The sequence below is a fragment of the Stenotrophomonas sp. A3_2 genome (assembly GCF_036624925.1).
GTDB lineage: Bacteria > Pseudomonadota > Gammaproteobacteria > Xanthomonadales > Xanthomonadaceae > Stenotrophomonas > Stenotrophomonas hibiscicola.
In genome coordinates this window covers 1-16,764 of sequence record NZ_JAZKVY010000239.1, presented here as the reverse complement: position 1 = coordinate 16,764, position 16,764 = coordinate 1, and the positions used below count along the sequence as shown (strand labels likewise).

The 16,764-nt window shown below is 63.2% G+C and carries 12 protein-coding genes, 1 tRNA gene and 1 pseudogene; all 14 read right to left on the bottom strand.

The annotated features are described in order from the left end of the window. Positions 1 to 315, bottom strand: a 315-nt coding sequence (locus R5H29_RS09770; RefSeq protein WP_332328654.1) for a GTP-binding protein, incomplete at its 3' end; no start/stop codon positions are given. Between the two features lie 52 nt (positions 316 to 367). Then, the gene (gene fusA, locus R5H29_RS09765) at positions 368 to 2,509 is read right to left on the bottom strand and encodes an elongation factor G (protein WP_019662237.1); all 2,142 of its coding nucleotides are present in this window, start codon (positions 2,507 to 2,509) and stop codon (positions 368 to 370) included. Positions 2,510 to 2,650: 141 nt separating this feature from the next. Beyond that, a complete protein-coding gene (gene rpsG, locus R5H29_RS09760; RefSeq protein ID WP_004145321.1) occupies positions 2,651 to 3,124 on the bottom strand; it encodes a 30S ribosomal protein S7 in 474 nt (157 codons plus the stop codon). Positions 3,125 to 3,136: 12 nt separating this feature from the next. Beyond that, complete coding sequence (gene rpsL, locus R5H29_RS09755) at positions 3,137 to 3,511, bottom strand: 30S ribosomal protein S12 (RefSeq protein WP_004145320.1); 375 nt, start codon at positions 3,509 to 3,511, stop codon at positions 3,137 to 3,139. Positions 3,512 to 3,833: 322 nt separating this feature from the next. Next, on the bottom strand, positions 3,834 to 8,057 hold the full coding sequence (gene rpoC / locus R5H29_RS09750) for a DNA-directed RNA polymerase subunit beta' (protein WP_019662236.1): 4,224 nt from the start codon (positions 8,055 to 8,057) through the stop codon (positions 3,834 to 3,836). Between the two features lie 89 nt (positions 8,058 to 8,146). Beyond that, a complete protein-coding gene (gene rpoB, locus R5H29_RS09745; protein ID WP_019662235.1) occupies positions 8,147 to 12,301 on the bottom strand; it encodes a DNA-directed RNA polymerase subunit beta in 4,155 nt (1,384 codons plus the stop codon). Positions 12,302 to 12,665: 364 nt separating this feature from the next. Further along, entirely contained in the window at positions 12,666 to 13,034 is a 369-nt protein-coding gene (rplL, locus tag R5H29_RS09740; protein WP_005408204.1) for a 50S ribosomal protein L7/L12, read from the bottom strand. 63 nt (positions 13,035 to 13,097) lie between these two features. Beyond that, positions 13,098 to 13,634, bottom strand: coding sequence for a 50S ribosomal protein L10 (rplJ, locus tag R5H29_RS09735; RefSeq protein WP_010480377.1), 537 nt, complete (start codon positions 13,632 to 13,634; stop codon positions 13,098 to 13,100). Positions 13,635 to 14,021: 387 nt separating this feature from the next. Next, positions 14,022 to 14,720: a 50S ribosomal protein L1 gene (rplA, locus tag R5H29_RS09730; RefSeq protein ID WP_014646045.1), complete on the bottom strand. Its 699-nt coding sequence runs from the start codon at positions 14,718 to 14,720 to the stop codon at positions 14,022 to 14,024. Between the two features lie 4 nt (positions 14,721 to 14,724). After that, positions 14,725 to 15,153 (bottom strand): 50S ribosomal protein L11, encoded by a 429-nt coding sequence (gene rplK / locus R5H29_RS09725; RefSeq protein WP_004145248.1) that lies wholly within the window; start codon positions 15,151 to 15,153, stop codon positions 14,725 to 14,727. 257 nt (positions 15,154 to 15,410) lie between these two features. Then, positions 15,411 to 15,971: a transcription termination/antitermination protein NusG gene (nusG, locus tag R5H29_RS09720; protein WP_004154362.1), complete on the bottom strand. Its 561-nt coding sequence runs from the start codon at positions 15,969 to 15,971 to the stop codon at positions 15,411 to 15,413. Positions 15,972 to 15,981: 10 nt separating this feature from the next. Beyond that, entirely contained in the window at positions 15,982 to 16,395 is a 414-nt protein-coding gene (gene secE / locus R5H29_RS09715; protein ID WP_005408202.1) for a preprotein translocase subunit SecE, read from the bottom strand. Positions 16,396 to 16,444: 49 nt separating this feature from the next. Then, positions 16,445 to 16,520, bottom strand: a tRNA-Trp gene (locus R5H29_RS09710). Positions 16,521 to 16,623: 103 nt separating this feature from the next. Beyond that, positions 16,624 to 16,764 (bottom strand): annotated as a pseudogene (gene tuf / locus R5H29_RS09705) (elongation factor Tu); the annotation flags it as partial.

Below are 16,764 nucleotides of genomic sequence, written 5' to 3'. Positions count from 1 at the left end.
CACCAGGATCGCGCCGTCCATCTGGGCGGCACCGGTGATCATGTTCTTGACGTAGTCAGCGTGGCCCGGGCAGTCAACGTGGGCGTAGTGACGGATCGGGGATTCGTATTCGACGTGCGCGGTCGAGATCGTGATGCCACGTGCCTTTTCTTCCGGAGCGGCGTCGATCGAGGAGTAATCCTTGAACTCGCCACCGAAGCGCTCGGCACCGATCTTGGTCAGTGCAGCGGTCAGCGTGGTCTTGCCGTGGTCGACGTGACCGATGGTGCCGACGTTGACGTGCGGCTTGGTGCGCTCGAACTTACCCTTTGCCATTGTTCTATACCTTGATTGTTCGTAAATGGTTTCAAGAGAGGCTGAGCGAGGCTCAGCCCTTCTTCATGACGGCTTCGGCGATGTTGGTCGGAGCCGGCTCGTAGTGATCGAATTCCATGGTGAAGGTGGCGCGGCCCTGGGTCTGCGAACGCAGCGCAGTGGCGTAGCCGAACATTTCACCCAGCGGGATCATCGCGTTGATGATGCTGGCCGAACCGTCACCGGTGGTGTCGGAACCCTGCAGCACGCCGCGACGACGGCTGACGTCGCCCATCACGTCACCCTGGTAATCCTCCGGGGTCACGATCTCGACCTTCATGATCGGCTCCAGCAGCACCGGCTTGGCCTTGGCGAAGCCCTGCTTGAAGGCCATCGACGAAGCCAGCTTGAACGCCATTTCCGAGGAGTCGACGTCGTGGTACGAACCGAACACCAGCTTCACCTTGACGTCCACGACCGGGAAGCCAGCCAGCGGGCCGCTGGTGATGGTTTCGCGCAGGCCCTTTTCGACCGACGGAATGAATTCCTTCGGGATCACGCCGCCGGTGATGTCGTTGATGAACAGGAAATCGTCCTTGATCATCGGAGCGATCTTCGGATCGGCACGATCTTCAGCGGTGATCGGCGACAGCTCGATCACGACGTGACCGTACTGACCCTTACCACCGGACTGCTTGGCGTGCTTGTAGTCCGACTTGACGTCAGCCAGGGTGATGGTTTCGCGGTAGGCCACCTGCGGCGCGCCGACGTTGGCTTCAACGTTGAACTCGCGCTTCAGGCGGTCGACGATGATGTCCAGGTGCAGCTCGCCCATGCCCGAGATGATGGTCTGGCCGGATTCTTCGTCGGTCTTGACGCGGAACGACGGATCTTCCTGCGCCAGGCGACCCAGCGCCAGACCCATCTTTTCCTGGTCCGACTTGGTCTTCGGCTCGACGGCCATCGAGATCACCGGCTCCGGGAACGTCATGCGCTCCAGGATGATCGGGGCATCCACGGCGCACAGGGTGTCACCGGTGGTGGTGTCCTTCAGGCCCACGGCAGCAGCGATGTCACCAGCCAGAACTTCCTTGATTTCCTCGCGGTTGTTCGAGTGCATCTGCAGGATGCGGCCGATGCGCTCCTTCTTGCCCTTCACCGAGTTCAGCACGGTGTCGCCACCGTTCAGGGTGCCCGAGTAGACACGGAAGAAGGTCAGCGCGCCTACGAACGGGTCGGTGATGATCTTGAAGGCCAGCGACGAGAACGGCGCCTTGTCGTCCGACTTGCGGGTCATTTCGACGGTGTCGTCGTCAACGTCCACGCCCTTCACGTCCGGCACGTCGACCGGCGACGGCAGCAGCTGGATCACGCCGTCCAGCATGGCCTGCACGCCCTTGTTCTTGAAGGCCGAGCCGCAGTACATCGGCACGATCTCGGTGGCCAGGGTACGGGTACGCAGCGCGTTGATGATTTCGGCCTCGGCCAGCTCTTCGCCGCCCAGGTACTTTTCCATCAGCTCTTCGCTGGCTTCGGCAGCGGTCTCGACCATGAACTGGCGAGCTTCTTCCGCAGCCGCCTGCAGATCGGCCGGGATGTCGCTGTACTCGAACTTCATGCCCTGCGAGGCTTCATCCCAGTGGATGGCCTTCATCTTCAGCAGGTCGACAACGCCCTTGAAGTTGTCTTCAGCGCCGATCGGCAGCTGCATCGGCACGGCAACCGCGCCCAGCTTGGCCTTCAGCTGGCCGACGACCTTCTGGAAGTTGGCACCGGTGCGGTCCATCTTGTTGACGAACGCGATGCGCGGCACGTGGTACTTGTTGGCCTGGCGCCACACGGTTTCCGACTGCGGCTGCACGCCACCGACGGCGCACAGGACGAAGACGGCACCGTCGAGCACGCGCAGCGAGCGCTCCACTTCGATGGTGAAGTCGACGTGCCCCGGGGTGTCGATGATGTTGAAGCGGTGCTCCGGCAGGGACTTGTCCATGCCCTTCCAGAACGCGGTGGTGGCAGCGGACTGGATCGTGATGCCACGCTCCTGCTCCTGCTCCATCCAGTCCATGGTGGCGGCGCCGTCGTGCACTTCACCGATCTTGTGGCTCTTGCCGGTGTAGAACAGGATGCGCTCGGACGTGGTGGTCTTGCCGGCATCGATGTGAGCCATGATGCCGAAGTTACGGTAACGCTCGATGGGAGTGGAACGGGCCACGGGAGCCTCTCAGATTTCTTGGATTTCGGATGGCCGAACGCCGCCTTTCGGCGGCCTTCGGATTGGCGCAGTCTTTCTGGGACCGCGAGGCAGCACGCACCGAAGTGGTGCTGCCCTGCCTGTTTTACAAGGCCGTCAAACTCACCAGCGGTAGTGGGCGAATGCCTTGTTGGCTTCGGCCATGCGGTGGGTTTCTTCGCGCTTCTTGATGGCGCCGCCACGGTTTTCCGAGGCGTCGATCAGTTCAGCAGCCAGCTTCTTCGGCATGGTGTTCTCGCCGCGCTTGCGCGCGGAGTCGATCAGCCAGCGCATGGCCAGGGCCATCTTGCGCGACGAACGCACTTCGACCGGCACCTGGTAGGTGGCACCACCGACGCGGCGCGACTTGACTTCGACCGCCGGAGCGACGTTGTCCAGAGCCTTCTGCACCAGTTCAATGGCGTTGGCGCTGCTGTTCTTCTCGGTGATCACGTCCATGGCGCCGTACACGATCTTCTCGGCGACGGACTTCTTGCCGCTCTGCATGACCATGTTGATGAAACGGGCGATGGTTTCGCTTCCGTGCTTCGGATCGGGCAGGACGGAACGCTGCGGAGTATTACCCTTACGCGACATTGTGCTCTCTCCTTATGCCTTCGGACGCTTGGCGCCGTACTTGGAACGGGCCTGGCGACGCTTGGCAACGCCGGCGGCGTCGAGCGAGCCACGAACGGTGTGGTAACGCACACCCGGCAGGTCCTTGACGCGACCGCCGCGGATCAGGACCACGGAGTGCTCCTGCAGGTTGTGGCCTTCACCACCGATGTAGGAAATCACTTCTTCCTGGTTGGTCAGGCGGACCTTGGCAACCTTGCGCAGAGCCGAGTTCGGCTTCTTCGGAGTGGTGGTGTAGACACGGGTGCAGACGCCACGGCGCTGCGGGCACTTGTCGAGCGCCGGCGAGGCACTCTTGTAGGTGGTCGCTTGCCGCGGCTTGCGGACCAGCTGGTTGATCGTCGCCATCAGTAGGTTCTTCTGATTGGTGGCCGGAAAATCCGGCCAGAGATGCGGAAATGTTAAAGCAGGCCAAAATTCTGGCCTGCTGAGACAGACGATTGTAGCAACCTGCCAGGAAAGCAGTCAAACGCCTCCTGTCAAGCCCGCTCCTGATCCCGGAACGTTACTGGGGGGCCTCCATGTACCCCGTTCAGGTTGGCGGGGTGAACCACGAGGTCCACCCTGCCCTGCGCCGGTAGAGTCGACTGTTAGCCGACTCTCGATGGCAGTCGACCAACAGTCGACTCTACCGCCCGGGTGGTCCGGCCTTGCGGCCGGACCAGATGCATCATTCTTCGCCCGAGGCCTGTTCAGCTTCGGCTTCAACCACCGCTGCCTCGACCGCAGCCGGAGTGCCGGCCAGGGTCTGCATTTCCGACTCGGTAAGGCCGGAGGCGCCGCGGCGGCGGTTGCTGTGGTACGCCAGGCCGGTACCGGCCGGAATCAGGCGACCCACGATGACGTTTTCCTTCAGGCCGCGCAGGTTGTCCGAGGTGCCGCGGACGGCCGCTTCGGTCAACACACGGGTGGTTTCCTGGAACGACGCGGCCGAGATGAACGATTCGGTCGCCAGCGAGGCCTTGGTGATACCCAGCAGCACCGGATCGAAACGAGCCGGCAGCTCGTTGCGGGCCGCGAGGCGCGCATTCTCCTCGATAACGCGCTGGCGCTCCACCTGTTCGCCGTTCAGGAACTTGCTGCTGCCCTGGTCGGTGATCTCGACCTTGCGCAGCATCTGGCGGGTGATCACCTCGATGTGCTTGTCGTTGATCTTCACGCCCTGCAGACGATACACGTCCTGGATTTCCTTCACCAGGTAGGCAGCCAGCGGTTCGACACCCAGCAGGCGCAGGATGTCCTGCGGGCTCGGCTCGCCGTCCACGATGGTTTCACCCTTGGTGACATGCTCGCCTTCGAACACGATGACCTGGCGGTACTTCGGGATCAGCTCTTCGTGCTCCGAACCATCGGTGTCCTTGATGATCAGGCGCTGCTTGCCCTTGGTGTCCTTGCCGAAGCTGATGATGCCCGAACGCTCGGCCAGCACCGCCGGATCCTTCGGCTTGCGGGCTTCGAACAGATCGGCCACGCGCGGCAGACCACCGGTGATGTCGCGGGTCTTCGACGCTTCCTGCGGAATCTTGGCGACCACGTCACCCACGCCGACGGCAGCGCCGTCCTGCAGGTTGACGATCGAGCGCGGCGGCAGCAGGTACTGCGCCGGCAGATCGGTGCCCGGGATCGACAGGTCATTGCCCTTGGCGTCGACGATGCGCACGATCGGGCGCAGGTCCTTGGCCTGGGTACCACGACGCTTCGGATCGGTGATTTCGCGCGAGGCAAGGCCGGTCAGCTCGTCGGTCTTCTCGATGACGGTGATGCCGTCGACGAAGTCGATGAAGCGGATGAAGCCGGCCACTTCCGACACGATCGGGTGGTTATGCGGATCCCAGTTGGCCACGGTCTGGCCAGCCTTGATCGCATCACCGTCCTTGGACGTGATGGTCGCACCGTACGGCAGCTTGTAACGCTCACGCTCACGACCGTGGGCATCGAGCACCGAGATTTCGCCCGAGCGCGACACCGCCACCAGCGAGCCGTTGGCGTGCTCGACCGACTTGAGGTTGCTGAACTTGACCGAGCCGGTGGTCTTGACGGTGATGTTGTCGACCGCAGCAGCTCGCGACGCCGCACCACCGATGTGGAACGTACGCATGGTCAGCTGGGTACCCGGCTCACCGATGGACTGGGCGGCGATGACGCCGACCGCTTCACCGATGTTGACCAGGTGGCCGCGGGCCAGATCGCGGCCGTAGCAGCGCGAGCAGACACCGAAGGCCGATTCGCAGGAGATGGTCGAGCGGACCTTGATGGTCTGCACGCCGGCATCTTCCAGCTTGGCCACCCAGGCTTCGTCCAGCAGGGTGTTGCGGGTGACGATCGGATCTTCATCGTTGCCCGGCAGGAACACGTCCTCGGCCACCACGCGACCCAGCACGCGGTCCTTCAGCGGCTCGACCACGTCGCCGCCTTCCACGATCGGGGTCATGATCAGGCCTTCGGTGGTACCGCAATCCACCTCGGTGATCACCACGTCCTGCGCGACGTCGACCAGACGACGGGTCAGGTAACCCGAGTTCGCGGTCTTCAGCGCGGTATCGGCCAGACCCTTACGGGCACCGTGGGTGGAGTTGAAGTACTCCTGCACGTTCAGGCCTTCGCGGAAGTTCGCCTTGATGGGCGTCTCGATGATCGAGCCGTCCGGGCGGGCCATCAGGCCGCGCATGCCGGCCAGCTGACGGATCTGCGCCTGCGAACCACGCGCACCGGAGTCGGCCATGATGTACAGCGAGTTCATCGACTTCTGGTCGATGGTCTCACCCTTGGCATTGACCACCTTCTCGGTACCGATGGTGTCCATCATCGCCTTGGCGATGCGCTCGTTGGTGCGCGACCAGATGTCGACCACCTTGTTGTAGCGCTCGCCGGCGGTGACCAGGCCCGACTGGTACTGCTCCTGGATTTCCAGCACTTCGGCTTCGGCCTCGGTGAGGATGCCCTTCTTCTCGTCCGGGATCAGCATGTCGTCGATGCCGATCGAGACGCCGGCACGGGTCGCGTAGGCGAAGCCGGTGTACATCAGCTTGTCAGCGAACACGACCGTGTCCTTCAGGCCCAGCTGGCGGTAGCTGGAGTTGATCAGGCGGCTGATGTTCTTCTTGGTCAGTTCGACATTGGCCAGTGCGAACGGCAGGCCTTCCGGCAGGATTTCAGCCAGCAGGGCGCGACCGATCGTGGTGTCCACGATCGAGGTCTTGTTCTGCTTGTTGCCATCTTCGTCGGTCACCACCTCGGTGATGCGGACCTTGACCTTGGCGTGCAGTTCCACCACGCGGTTGTCGTAGGCGCGCTTGACTTCGGCGATGTTGGCGAAGGCCATGCCCTCGCCCTTCTTGTTCTCCAGCGAGCGGGTCATGTAGTACAGACCCAGCACGACGTCCTGCGACGGCACGATGATCGGCTCGCCGTTGGCCGGCGACAGGATGTTGTTGGTCGACATCATCAGCGCACGCGCTTCCAGCTGGGCTTCCAGCGAGAGCGGCACGTGGACGGCCATCTGGTCACCGTCGAAGTCGGCGTTGAAGGCGGTGCAGACCAGCGGGTGCAGCTGGATGGCCTTGCCTTCGATCAGCACCGGCTCGAACGCCTGGATACCCAGACGGTGCAGGGTCGGCGCACGGTTCAGCATCACCGGATGCTCGCGGATGACCTCTTCCAGGATGTCCCAGACTTCGGCTTCTTCGCGCTCGACCAGCTTCTTGGCGGCCTTGATGGTGGTGGCCAGGCCACGACGCTGCAGCTTGGCGAAGACGAACGGCTTGAACAGCTCGAGCGCCATCTTCTTCGGCAGGCCGCACTGGTGCAGGCGCAGGTACGGGCCGACCACGATGACCGAACGGCCCGAGTAGTCGACGCGCTTGCCGAGCAGGTTCTGGCGGAAGCGACCCTGCTTGCCCTTGATCATGTCGGCCAGCGACTTCAGCGGGCGCTTGTTGGTGCCGGTGATGGCACGGCCACGACGGCCGTTGTCCAGCAGCGCATCGACCGACTCCTGCAGCATGCGCTTTTCATTGCGCACGATGATGTCCGGCGCGCTCAGTTCGAGCAGGCGGCGCAGGCGGTTGTTGCGGTTGATGACGCGGCGGTACAGGTCGTTCAGGTCGGAGGTCGCGAAGCGGCCGCCATCCAGCGGGACCAGCGGACGCAGGTCCGGCGGCAGCACCGGCAGCACGGTCATGACCATCCATTCCGGACGGTTGCCCGATTCCAGGAAGGCTTCGATCAGCTTGATGCGCTTGGTGAGGCGCTTGAGCTTGGTTTCCGAACCGGTAGCGGCGATTTCCTCGCGCAGGCGGGTCATTTCCGACTGCAGGTCGATCGTGCGCAGCAGTTCGTACACGGCCTCGGCGCCCATGGCGGCGTCGAAGTCGTCACCGTGCTCCTGGCGGGCCTGCAGGTACTGTTCCTCGGTCAGCAGCTGGCGGCGTTCCAGGGCGGTCAGGCCCGGCTCGGTCACCACGTAGGCTTCGAAATACAGCACGCGCTCGATGTCGCGCAGGGTCATGTCCAGCATCAGGCCGATACGCGACGGCAGCGACTTGAGGAACCAGATGTGGGCGACCGGCGAAGCCAGGTCGATATGGCCCATGCGCTCGCGGCGCACCTTGGCCAGGGTCACTTCGGTGCCGCACTTTTCGCAGACCACGCCGCGGTGCTTCATGCGCTTGTACTTGCCGCACAGGCACTCGTAGTCCTTCACCGGTCCGAAGATGGCGGCGCAGAACAGGCCGTCGCGTTCCGGCTTGAAGGTGCGGTAGTTGATGGTTTCCGGCTTCTTCACTTCGCCGAAGGACCACGAACGGATCAGGTCCGGCGAAGCCAGCGCGATCTTGATCGCGTCGAAGTCCAGCGTCTGGCGCTGCTGGTTGAAGAGGTTGAGCAGGTCTTTCATGGTGTTCTCCAGAAGGAGGAATGCTGTGTCGATGGGCTTTCAGTTCACTGCCAGCGGCGCGGCGGTGGAGGCCGCCGCGCCGGCATGGATCAGTTGTCTTCCAGTTCCATGTTGATGGCCAGCGAGCGGATTTCCTTCACGAGCACGTTGAAGGATTCCGGCATGCCCGCGACCATCTCGTGCTCACCGTCGACGATGTTCTTGTACATCTGGTTGCGGCCCTGCACGTCGTCGGACTTCACCGTCAGCATTTCCTGCAGGGTGTAGGCCGCGCCGTAGGCTTCCAGCGCCCAGACTTCCATTTCACCGAAGCGCTGGCCGCCGAACTGCGCCTTGCCGCCCAGCGGCTGCTGGGTGACGAGCGAGTACGGGCCGGTCGAACGGGCGTGCATCTTGTCGTCGACCAGGTGGTTCAGCTTCAGGTAGTGCATGTAACCAACCGTGGTGTGGCGATCGAATGCTTCACCGGTGCGGCCGTCGTACAGCTGGGTCTGGCCACTGCTCGGCAGGTCGGCCAGTTCCAGCATGCGCTTGATTTCCGCTTCGGTGGCGCCGTCGAACACCGGGGTGGCCATCGGCACGCCGTCGGTCAGGTTGCGGGCCAGGCGCAGCAGTTCCTCGTCGCTGAACTGCGACAGGTCGACACGGTTGGCCACGTTGGTATCGTCGTGGTTGTAGATGTCGTCCAGGAACTTGCGCAGGTCGGCCACCGCCGCCTGGGCTTCCAGCATCGCCTGGATCTTGCGACCCAGGCCCTTGGCGGCCCAACCCAGGTGCACTTCCAGGATCTGGCCGATGTTCATGCGCGACGGCACGCCCAGCGGGTTCAGCACGATATCCACGGTTTCGCCCGAGGCCATGTACGGCATGTCCTCGACCGGCACCACGTTGGAGACCACACCCTTGTTGCCGTGGCGGCCGGCCATCTTGTCGCCCGGCTGGATGCGGCGCTTCACGGCCAGGAACACCTTGACCATCTTCAGCACGCCCGGGGCGAGGTCGTCACCGGCGGTGATCTTGCCGCGCTTGTCGGCGAAGCGACGCTCGAATTCCTTCTCGTGCGCCTGGATCTGCTTCTGTGCGCGCTCGATGGCTTCCGAAGCGTCTTCGTCCTTCATGCGCAGGGCGAACCAGTCAGCCTTCTTCAGGCCGTCCAGGAAGGCGTCGGTGATCACGTCACCCTTCTTCAGGCCAGCGCCACCGTTGACCACCTTGCCCACGATCTGCGAACGCAGACGCATGTAGATGGCGGCCTCCAGGATGCGGAACTGGTCGTCGAAGTCCTTCTTGACGCGCTTGATTTCAGACTCTTCGATCTGGCGGGCGCGCTTGTCCTTCTCGATGCCGTCGCGGGTGAAGACCTGCACGTCGATGACGGTGCCGTCCATGCCCGGCGGAACGCGCAGCGAGCTGTCCTTCACGTCCGAAGCCTTCTCGCCGAAGATCGCGCGCAGCAGCTTCTCTTCCGGAGTCAGCTGGCTTTCGCCCTTCGGGGTGACCTTGCCGACCAGGATGTCGCCGGCACGGACTTCCGCACCGATGTACACCACGCCGCTCTCGTCCAGGCGGTTCAGCGCCTGCTCGGAGACGTTCGGGATGTCGGCGGAGATTTCCTCCGGCCCCAGCTTGGTGTCACGCGCGACGCAGGTCAGCTCTTCGATGTGGATCGTGGTGTAACGATCTTCTTCCACCACGCGCTCGGAGAGCAGGATGGAGTCTTCGAAGTTGTAGCCGTTCCACGGCATGAACGCGATCAGCATGTTCTGGCCCAGGGCCAGTTCGCCGATGTCGGTGGACGGACCGTCGGCCAGCACGTCACCGCGGGCGATGACGTCACCCACCTGGACCAGCGGACGCTGGTTGATGCAGGTGTTCTGGTTCGAACGGGTGTACTTGACCAGGTTGTAGATGTCCACGCCCGCGTCGGTGGCGCCAACGATCTCTTCCTCGTTGACCTTGACCACGATGCGGGCTGCGTCGATCTGCACGATCTCGCCACCACGGCGGGCGTTCACGGTCACGCCGGAGTCACGCGCCACGGCGCGCTCGATGCCGGTACCCACCAGCGGCTTCTGCGCACGCAGGGTCGGCACGGCCTGACGCTGCATGTTGGCGCCCATCAGTGCGCGGTTGGCGTCATCGTGCTCCAGGAACGGAACCAGCGCGGCCGCGATCGACACGGTCTGCATCGGCGAGACGTCCATGAAGTGCACTTCCGCCGGCGGCTTCAGCAGCGATTCGCCCTGGAAGCGGCACGGCACGAACTGCTCGGTCAGGGTGCCCTTGGCGTCGGTCAGCGCGTTGGCCTGCGCAATGACGTACTCGTTTTCTTCGATCGCCGACAGGAACTCGACTTCGTCATAGACCTTGCCGTCCACGACCTTTCGGTACGGGGTCTCGAGGAAACCGTACTGGTTGGTGCGGGCGTACACGGCCAGCGAGTTGATCAGGCCGATGTTCGGGCCTTCCGGGGTTTCGATGGTGCAGACGCGACCGTAATGGGTCGGGTGCACGTCGCGCACTTCGAAGCCGGCGCGCTCGCGGGTCAGGCCGCCCGGGCCCAGGGCCGAGACGCGACGCTTGTGCGTCACTTCCGACAGCGGGTTGTTCTGATCCATGAACTGCGACAGCTGCGAGGAGCCGAAGAACTCCTTGATGGCAGCGGCGACCGGCTTGGCGTTGATCAGCTCCTGAGGGGTCAGGCCTTCCGACTCGGCCATCGACAGGCGCTCCTTGACCGCGCGCTCGACGCGGACCAGGCCCACGCGGAACACGTTCTCGGCCATTTCACCGACCGAGCGCACGCGACGGTTGCCCAGGTGATCGATGTCGTCGACCACGCCGCGACCGTTGCGGATCTCGGTCAGGACCTTGATCACGTCGAGGATGTCGGAGCTGTCGCCGTGGGCGGCGACCAGGCGCTTGGACTCTTCGTCGTTGCGCTCACCGAAGTACTTGCTGTCGTACAGCACGGCTTCGCCGGTGGTTTCCTTGCGGCCCACGCGACGGTTGAACTTCATGCGGCCGACCGCGGACAGGTCGTAGCGCTCGAAGGTGAAGAACAGGTTGTGGAACAGGTTCTGCGCGGCATCCTTGGTCGGCGGCTCGCCCGGACGCATCATGCGGTAGATCTCGACCAGCGCTTCCAGCTGGGTCTTGGTCGGGTCGATGCGCAGGGTGTTGGACAGGTACGGACCACGATCCAGGTCGTTCACCCACAGGGTGCCGACCGCGTCCACGCCGGCCTTGCGGAAGGCCTGCAGCTGTTCGTCGGTGATCTCGTCGTTGGCCTGGGCCAGCAGTTCGCCGGTCGAGGCATCGACCACGTCGTGCGACAGGATGCGGCCGACGATGTAGTCGTCCGGCACGGCCAGGGCGGCGATGCCCGAGGCTTCCAGCTGCTTGATGTGGCGCGCGGTGATGCGCTTGCCGGCTTCCACGATGACCTTGTCGCCGTCGGCGAGGTCGAAGCCCAGGGTTTCGCCACGCAGGCGCTCGGGCACCAGCTCCAGCTGGACGCCTTCATCCGGGTTGATGTGGAAGGTGTTGATCTCGAAGAACTCGGCCAGCATCTCTTCGTTGCTGTAACCAAGCGCGCGCAGCAGGATCGACACCGGCAGCTTGCGGCGGCGGTCGATACGGGTGAACAGCGCATCCTTCGGGTCGAACTCGAAGTCCAGCCAGGAACCGCGGTAAGGAATGATGCGGGCGCTGTACAGCAGCTTGCCCGAGCTGTGGGTCTTGCCGCGGTCGTGGTCGAAGAACACGCCCGGCGAGCGATGCAGCTGCGAGACGATGACGCGCTCGGTACCGTTGACGATGAAGGTGCCGTTCTCGGTCATCAGCGGGATTTCGCCCAGATAGACCTCCTGCTCCTTCACGTACTTGATGGCCTTGGTCGACGACTCACGGTCGTAGATCACCAGGCGCACGGTCACGCGCAGCGGGGCGCCGTAGCTCATGCCACGCTGGCGGCACTCACGCTCGTCGAAGACCGGTTCGCCCAGCTTGTAGCCGACGTATTCCAGGGCAGCGTTGCCGCTGTAGCTGGCGATCGGGAAGACCGACTTCAGCGCAGCGTGCAGGCCGTGGTCCGTGCGCTTGGCCGGATCGACGTTCTCCTGCAGGAATTCACGATAGGAATCCACCTGGATGGCGAGCAGGAACGGCACTTCGAGAATCGAGCGCTGCTTGCCGAAATCCTTGCGGATACGCTTTTTTTCGGTGAACGAATAGGACGTCATGAGGTCTTCCACCTTGTTGTGCGGATCGTGCGCCCACGATCCGAAGGGAACTTGAAATTGTCAGTTGGAAGTCGCTGGTATTGCCGGCACCAGCACGCCTTCTCCCGCTACTTCCAACTGCCAACTCGTCTGCTTCCACTCCCCCGCTGCCGCGCCATGCGCTGGCCTGCCGGGGTTTGACTGCAGCCCGTGTTGGGCTTTTTTCCTGCATTTGAAAAGGTAGAGTCGACTGTTAGTCAACTTCCTTCACAGCAGTCGACTAACAGTCGACTCTACACCACCGCAACAACGACCAAAGGCCGGGGGCTTACGCCCCCAGCCTTGGCTGCATCGCCGCGAATCGATGACGATGCAAGGTAACTGCTTACTTGACTTCGACAGTCGCGCCAGCAGCTTCCAGGTCCTTCTTCATCTTCTCGGCGTCTTCCTTCGAAGCGCCTTCCTTCAGGACGCCACCGGCTTCGGCCAGGTCCTTCGCTTCCTTCAGGCCCAGGCCGGTGATGGCGCGGACGGCCTTGATGACTTCGACCTTCTTGTCGCCGGCCGACTTCAGGGTGACGGTGAACTCGGTCTGCTCTTCAACAGCAGCGGCCGGGCCAGCGGCGGCAGCCACGGCAACCGGAGCAGCGGCGGAGACGCCGAACTTCTCTTCGATGGCCTTGACCAGCTCCATCACTTCCATCAGGGACTTCTCGGCGATGGCGTCGACGATCTGTTCGTTGGTAAGGGACATGATTAATACCTTTGGATGATTTTCTGGGTTGAGGTTCCGTCAGGAACCACGATAAGTCGAAACTCAGGCGGTCTCGGCGGCCGGCTCGGCAGCGTCGGCAGCGACGTCGCCACCACCCTGCTTCTCGCCAACGGCCTTGATGGCGCGGGCAAACATCGTGACCGGCTCGGTCAGGACGCGGGCCAGCATGGCCAGGGCCTGGTCGCGGGTCGGCAGCGAGGCCAGCACTTCGACGTGGCTTGCCGGGAACACTTCGCCACCGATGGCGACGACCTTAGCCTTCAGCTTGTCGTTGCCCTTGGCGGCTTCCTTGATCAGGCGACCGGCAGCGCCGGGCTCCTCGAGCGAGAACGCGTACAGCAGCGGACCAACCATCTGGTCCTGGGCGACTGCGAACTCGGTGCCTTCAACGGCGCGCGAAGCCAGGGTGTTCTTGACAACCTTCAAGAAAACACCGGTTTCACGAGCCTGCTTGCGCATCGCGGTCATCTGGGCGACCGTGGTGCCAGCGTATTCGGCTGCGATCAAGGAGTGGGCCTTGGCGGCGACGTCTGCCAGCTCGGCGACTACTTCTTGCTTCTGGGACAGATTGAGAGCCATTGCACTCCTCCTATTGAACTCCGCTTACGGCTCCTGCCGTGTGCGGTCCTGTGCGGCATCCGTCCTGGACGCCGGGAACATCGGGATGATGTTCCGGGGGTGGGCCGTTCTAGACCTGGAGTGGGCCAACCTGGGGAAACCCAGACGTGCGTGAACCAGAAAAACTCCAGAAGGGCACCATCTACGCAGGGTGATTCCGGGGAATCGATTAAGCGTTCATGACTGCTCCGGCGGCGACTCCTTGCCAGGTCGAGCTTCCCTGCCCGTCGCCGGTATTGCCACGACCGCGCCTGCGGTCTTTGACGGCTACCGCGGGCGATGCACTGCCAGCGATGCCTTCAAATGTCACGGTCACGGCACCGAAGGTACCGTGACCGCTTGAAACAATTACTTCAGGGTCAGCGACGACTGGTCGACGGTGACGCCCGGGCCCATCGTCGAGCTGACCGAAACCTTCTGCAGGTAGGTGCCCTTGGAGGTGGCCGGCTTGGCCTTGATCAGGTCCAGCAGCAGCGCGGTCAGGTTCGACTTCAGCGCGTCTTCGGCGAAGTCGGCCTTGCCGATGGTGCAGTGGATGATGCCGGCCTTGTCGGTACGGTAACGGACCTGGCCCGACTTGGCGTTCTTCACGGCTTCACCCGGGTTCGGGGAAACGGTGCCGACCTTCGGGTTCGGCATCAGGCCACGCGGGCCCAGCACGGTGCCCAGCTTGCCGACGACGCGCATGGCGTCCGGGGTCGCGATGACGACGTCGTAGTTCAGATCGCCGGCCTGCATCTTCTCGGCCAGATCATCCATGCCGACGGCTTCGGCGCCAGCGGCCAGGGCTTCGTCAGCCTTGGCACCGGCCGGAGCGAACACGGCGACGCGGACCGACTTGCCGGTACCGGCCGGCAGCACGGTGGAGCCACGGACCTGCTGGTCGGACTTCTTCGCATCGACGCCCAGGCGCACAGCGACGTCGATCGACTCGACGAACTTGGCCTTGGTGGCGGTCTTCAGGATGTTGATCGCGTCCTCGAAGGCGTATGCCTTGCCCGGAACGACGGCGGCCTTGATGGCCTTCTCACGCTTGGTCTGTGCCATCTTATTAACCCTCCACCACGAGGCCCATGGAACGGGCAGAGCCAGCGATGGTACGCACGGCGGCGTCCAGATCGGCGGCAGTCAGATCCGGTTCCTTCGCCTTGGCGATCTCTTCCAGCTGCTTACGGGTGACCTTGCCGACCTTCTCGGTGTTCGGGCGCTTGGAGCCCGACGAGATGCCAGCAGCCTTCTTCAGCAGGGTGGTGGCCGGGGTGCTCTTGGTGATGAAGGTGAACGTACGGTCCGAGTAGGCCGTGATGATCACCGGAACCGGCAGGCCCGGCTCGAGCTTCTGCGTGGCAGCGTTGAACGCCTTGCAGAATTCCATGATGTTCAGACCGCGCTGACCCAGCGCAGGGCCGACCGGCGGCGAGGGGTTGGCCTGACCGGCCTTCACCTGCAGCTTGATGTAACCGACAACTTTCTTTGCCATGTGAGTACTCTCCGGGTGCTAGCGCCTTTCGACAACAGGCTCCCCATCGGACCGGGAATCACGCGTCCCGGCATCGCGTTTTGAAATCATGCTGAAGGCCGCCTTGCGGCGGCCTCATCCTGCTGGCTTCCCAGCGGGGAGCCGCGCACTATATCAGGTTTTTTCTTCACATGCCTGAAGTGGCACATAAACGAGAGAAACCGGGCCAAGCCCGGTTTCTGTTCAGGAGCCGAGCATGGCTCGACTCTGCAGTTGGATCAGACGGCTTTTTCGACCTGGCCGAACTCGAGTTCGACCGGAGTAGCGCGACCGAAGATCAGCACGGAAACGCGCAGACGGCTCTTCTCGTAGTTGACTTCTTCGACGACGCCATTGAAATCGTTGAACGGGCCATCAGTGACGCGGACCATCTGGCCCGGCTCGAACAGCACCTTCGGACGCGGCTTCTCGACACCTTCCTGAACGCGGTTCAGGATGGCCTCGGCCTCGGAATCGGCGATCGGCAGCGGACGGTCGGCGGTGCCGCCGATGAAGCCCATGACGCGCGGGGTTTCCTTGACCAGATGCCAGCTTTCGTTGTCGATGCGCGGAATGCCGGCTTCTTCGTGGGTCTCGATCTGGACCAGCACATAACCCGGGAAGAACTTGCGCTCGGAGCGGCGCTTCTGGCCAGCGCGCATCTCGACCACTTCTTCGGTCGGGACCAGGACATCGCCGAAGCGCTCTTCCATGCCGTCACGGACGATGCGATCGCGCAGGGCCTGCGCCACCGACTTCTCGAAGCCCGAATAGGCGTGAACGACGTACCAACGCTTCATGCAATTCTCCTTAGCGGCTCAGGAACAACTGAACCAGCCACTGAATGACGTAATCGAACCCACCCAGCAACAGACTGAGAATGGTCACCACCACCATCACGACCCAGGTCATGCGGATGGCTTCCTGGCGCGTCGGCCAGACCACCTTGCGCAGTTCGAAGCGCGACTCGGAGAGGAATTCGCGGGTGTCGCGCCCCTTGCCGGTCAGCATGAACACGCCGATACCGCCAACCAGACCGACCACAACCGCCAACGCACGCAGCTGACCCGCCCACGCACCCAGCTGGGTGGCGCGACCGGAATCGGCGGAGAACCAGAACCAGACGAACAGACCGGCCAGCACCAGCAGCGATGCGGCGACGTACTTGACGATATCCCCGCCATTGGCGGAGTTGTCCTTGGAGTGTTCGATCTTGCTATTCATCCGGCTGTGTCTGCTTTAGCGGCCCAGGCCGCTGGATAAGGTGGGCAGATGGCACGCCAGGAGGGACTCGAACCCCCAACCTGCGGTTTTGGAGACCGCTGCTCTGCCAATTGAGCTACTGGCGTACGTGTTGAAACTTGCCTTCCCTTAGACGGCGAAGGCGGACCGAGGTTCCCGGCCCGCCATTCGCGTAACCGGCGGCGCTATGCAACCACCGGTACTGCAGGCTTACTCGATGATCTTCGAGACCACGCCGGCGCCGACGGTGCGGCCGCCTTCGCGGATGGCGAAGCGCAGGCCTTCGTCCATCGCCACCGGGTTGATCAGGGTGACGACCATCTTGACGTTGTCACCCGGCATCACCATTTC

What these genes read in the sequence shown, in the direction of transcription:
- rpoB (WP_019662235.1), bottom strand. Translation starts at nt 12,301, where the DNA reads ATGACGTCCTATTCGTTCACCGAAAAAAAGCGTATCCGCAAGGATTTC.
- rplJ (WP_010480377.1), bottom strand. Translation starts at nt 13,634, where the DNA reads ATGGCTCTCAATCTGTCCCAGAAGCAAGAAGTAGTCGCCGAGCTGGCA.
- secE (WP_005408202.1), bottom strand. Translation starts at nt 16,395, where the DNA reads ATGAATAGCAAGATCGAACACTCCAAGGACAACTCCGCCAATGGCGGG.
- rplA (WP_014646045.1), bottom strand. Translation starts at nt 14,720, where the DNA reads ATGGCACAGACCAAGCGTGAGAAGGCCATCAAGGCCGCCGTCGTTCCG.
- rpoC (WP_019662236.1), bottom strand. Translation starts at nt 8,057, where the DNA reads ATGAAAGACCTGCTCAACCTCTTCAACCAGCAGCGCCAGACGCTGGAC.
- rplL (WP_005408204.1), bottom strand. Translation starts at nt 13,034, where the DNA reads ATGTCCCTTACCAACGAACAGATCGTCGACGCCATCGCCGAGAAGTCC.
- nusG (WP_004154362.1), bottom strand. Translation starts at nt 15,971, where the DNA reads ATGAAGCGTTGGTACGTCGTTCACGCCTATTCGGGCTTCGAGAAGTCG.
- rpsL (WP_004145320.1), bottom strand. Translation starts at nt 3,511, where the DNA reads ATGGCGACGATCAACCAGCTGGTCCGCAAGCCGCGGCAAGCGACCACC.
- rplK (WP_004145248.1), bottom strand. Translation starts at nt 15,153, where the DNA reads ATGGCAAAGAAAGTTGTCGGTTACATCAAGCTGCAGGTGAAGGCCGGT.
- rpsG (WP_004145321.1), bottom strand. Translation starts at nt 3,124, where the DNA reads ATGTCGCGTAAGGGTAATACTCCGCAGCGTTCCGTCCTGCCCGATCCG.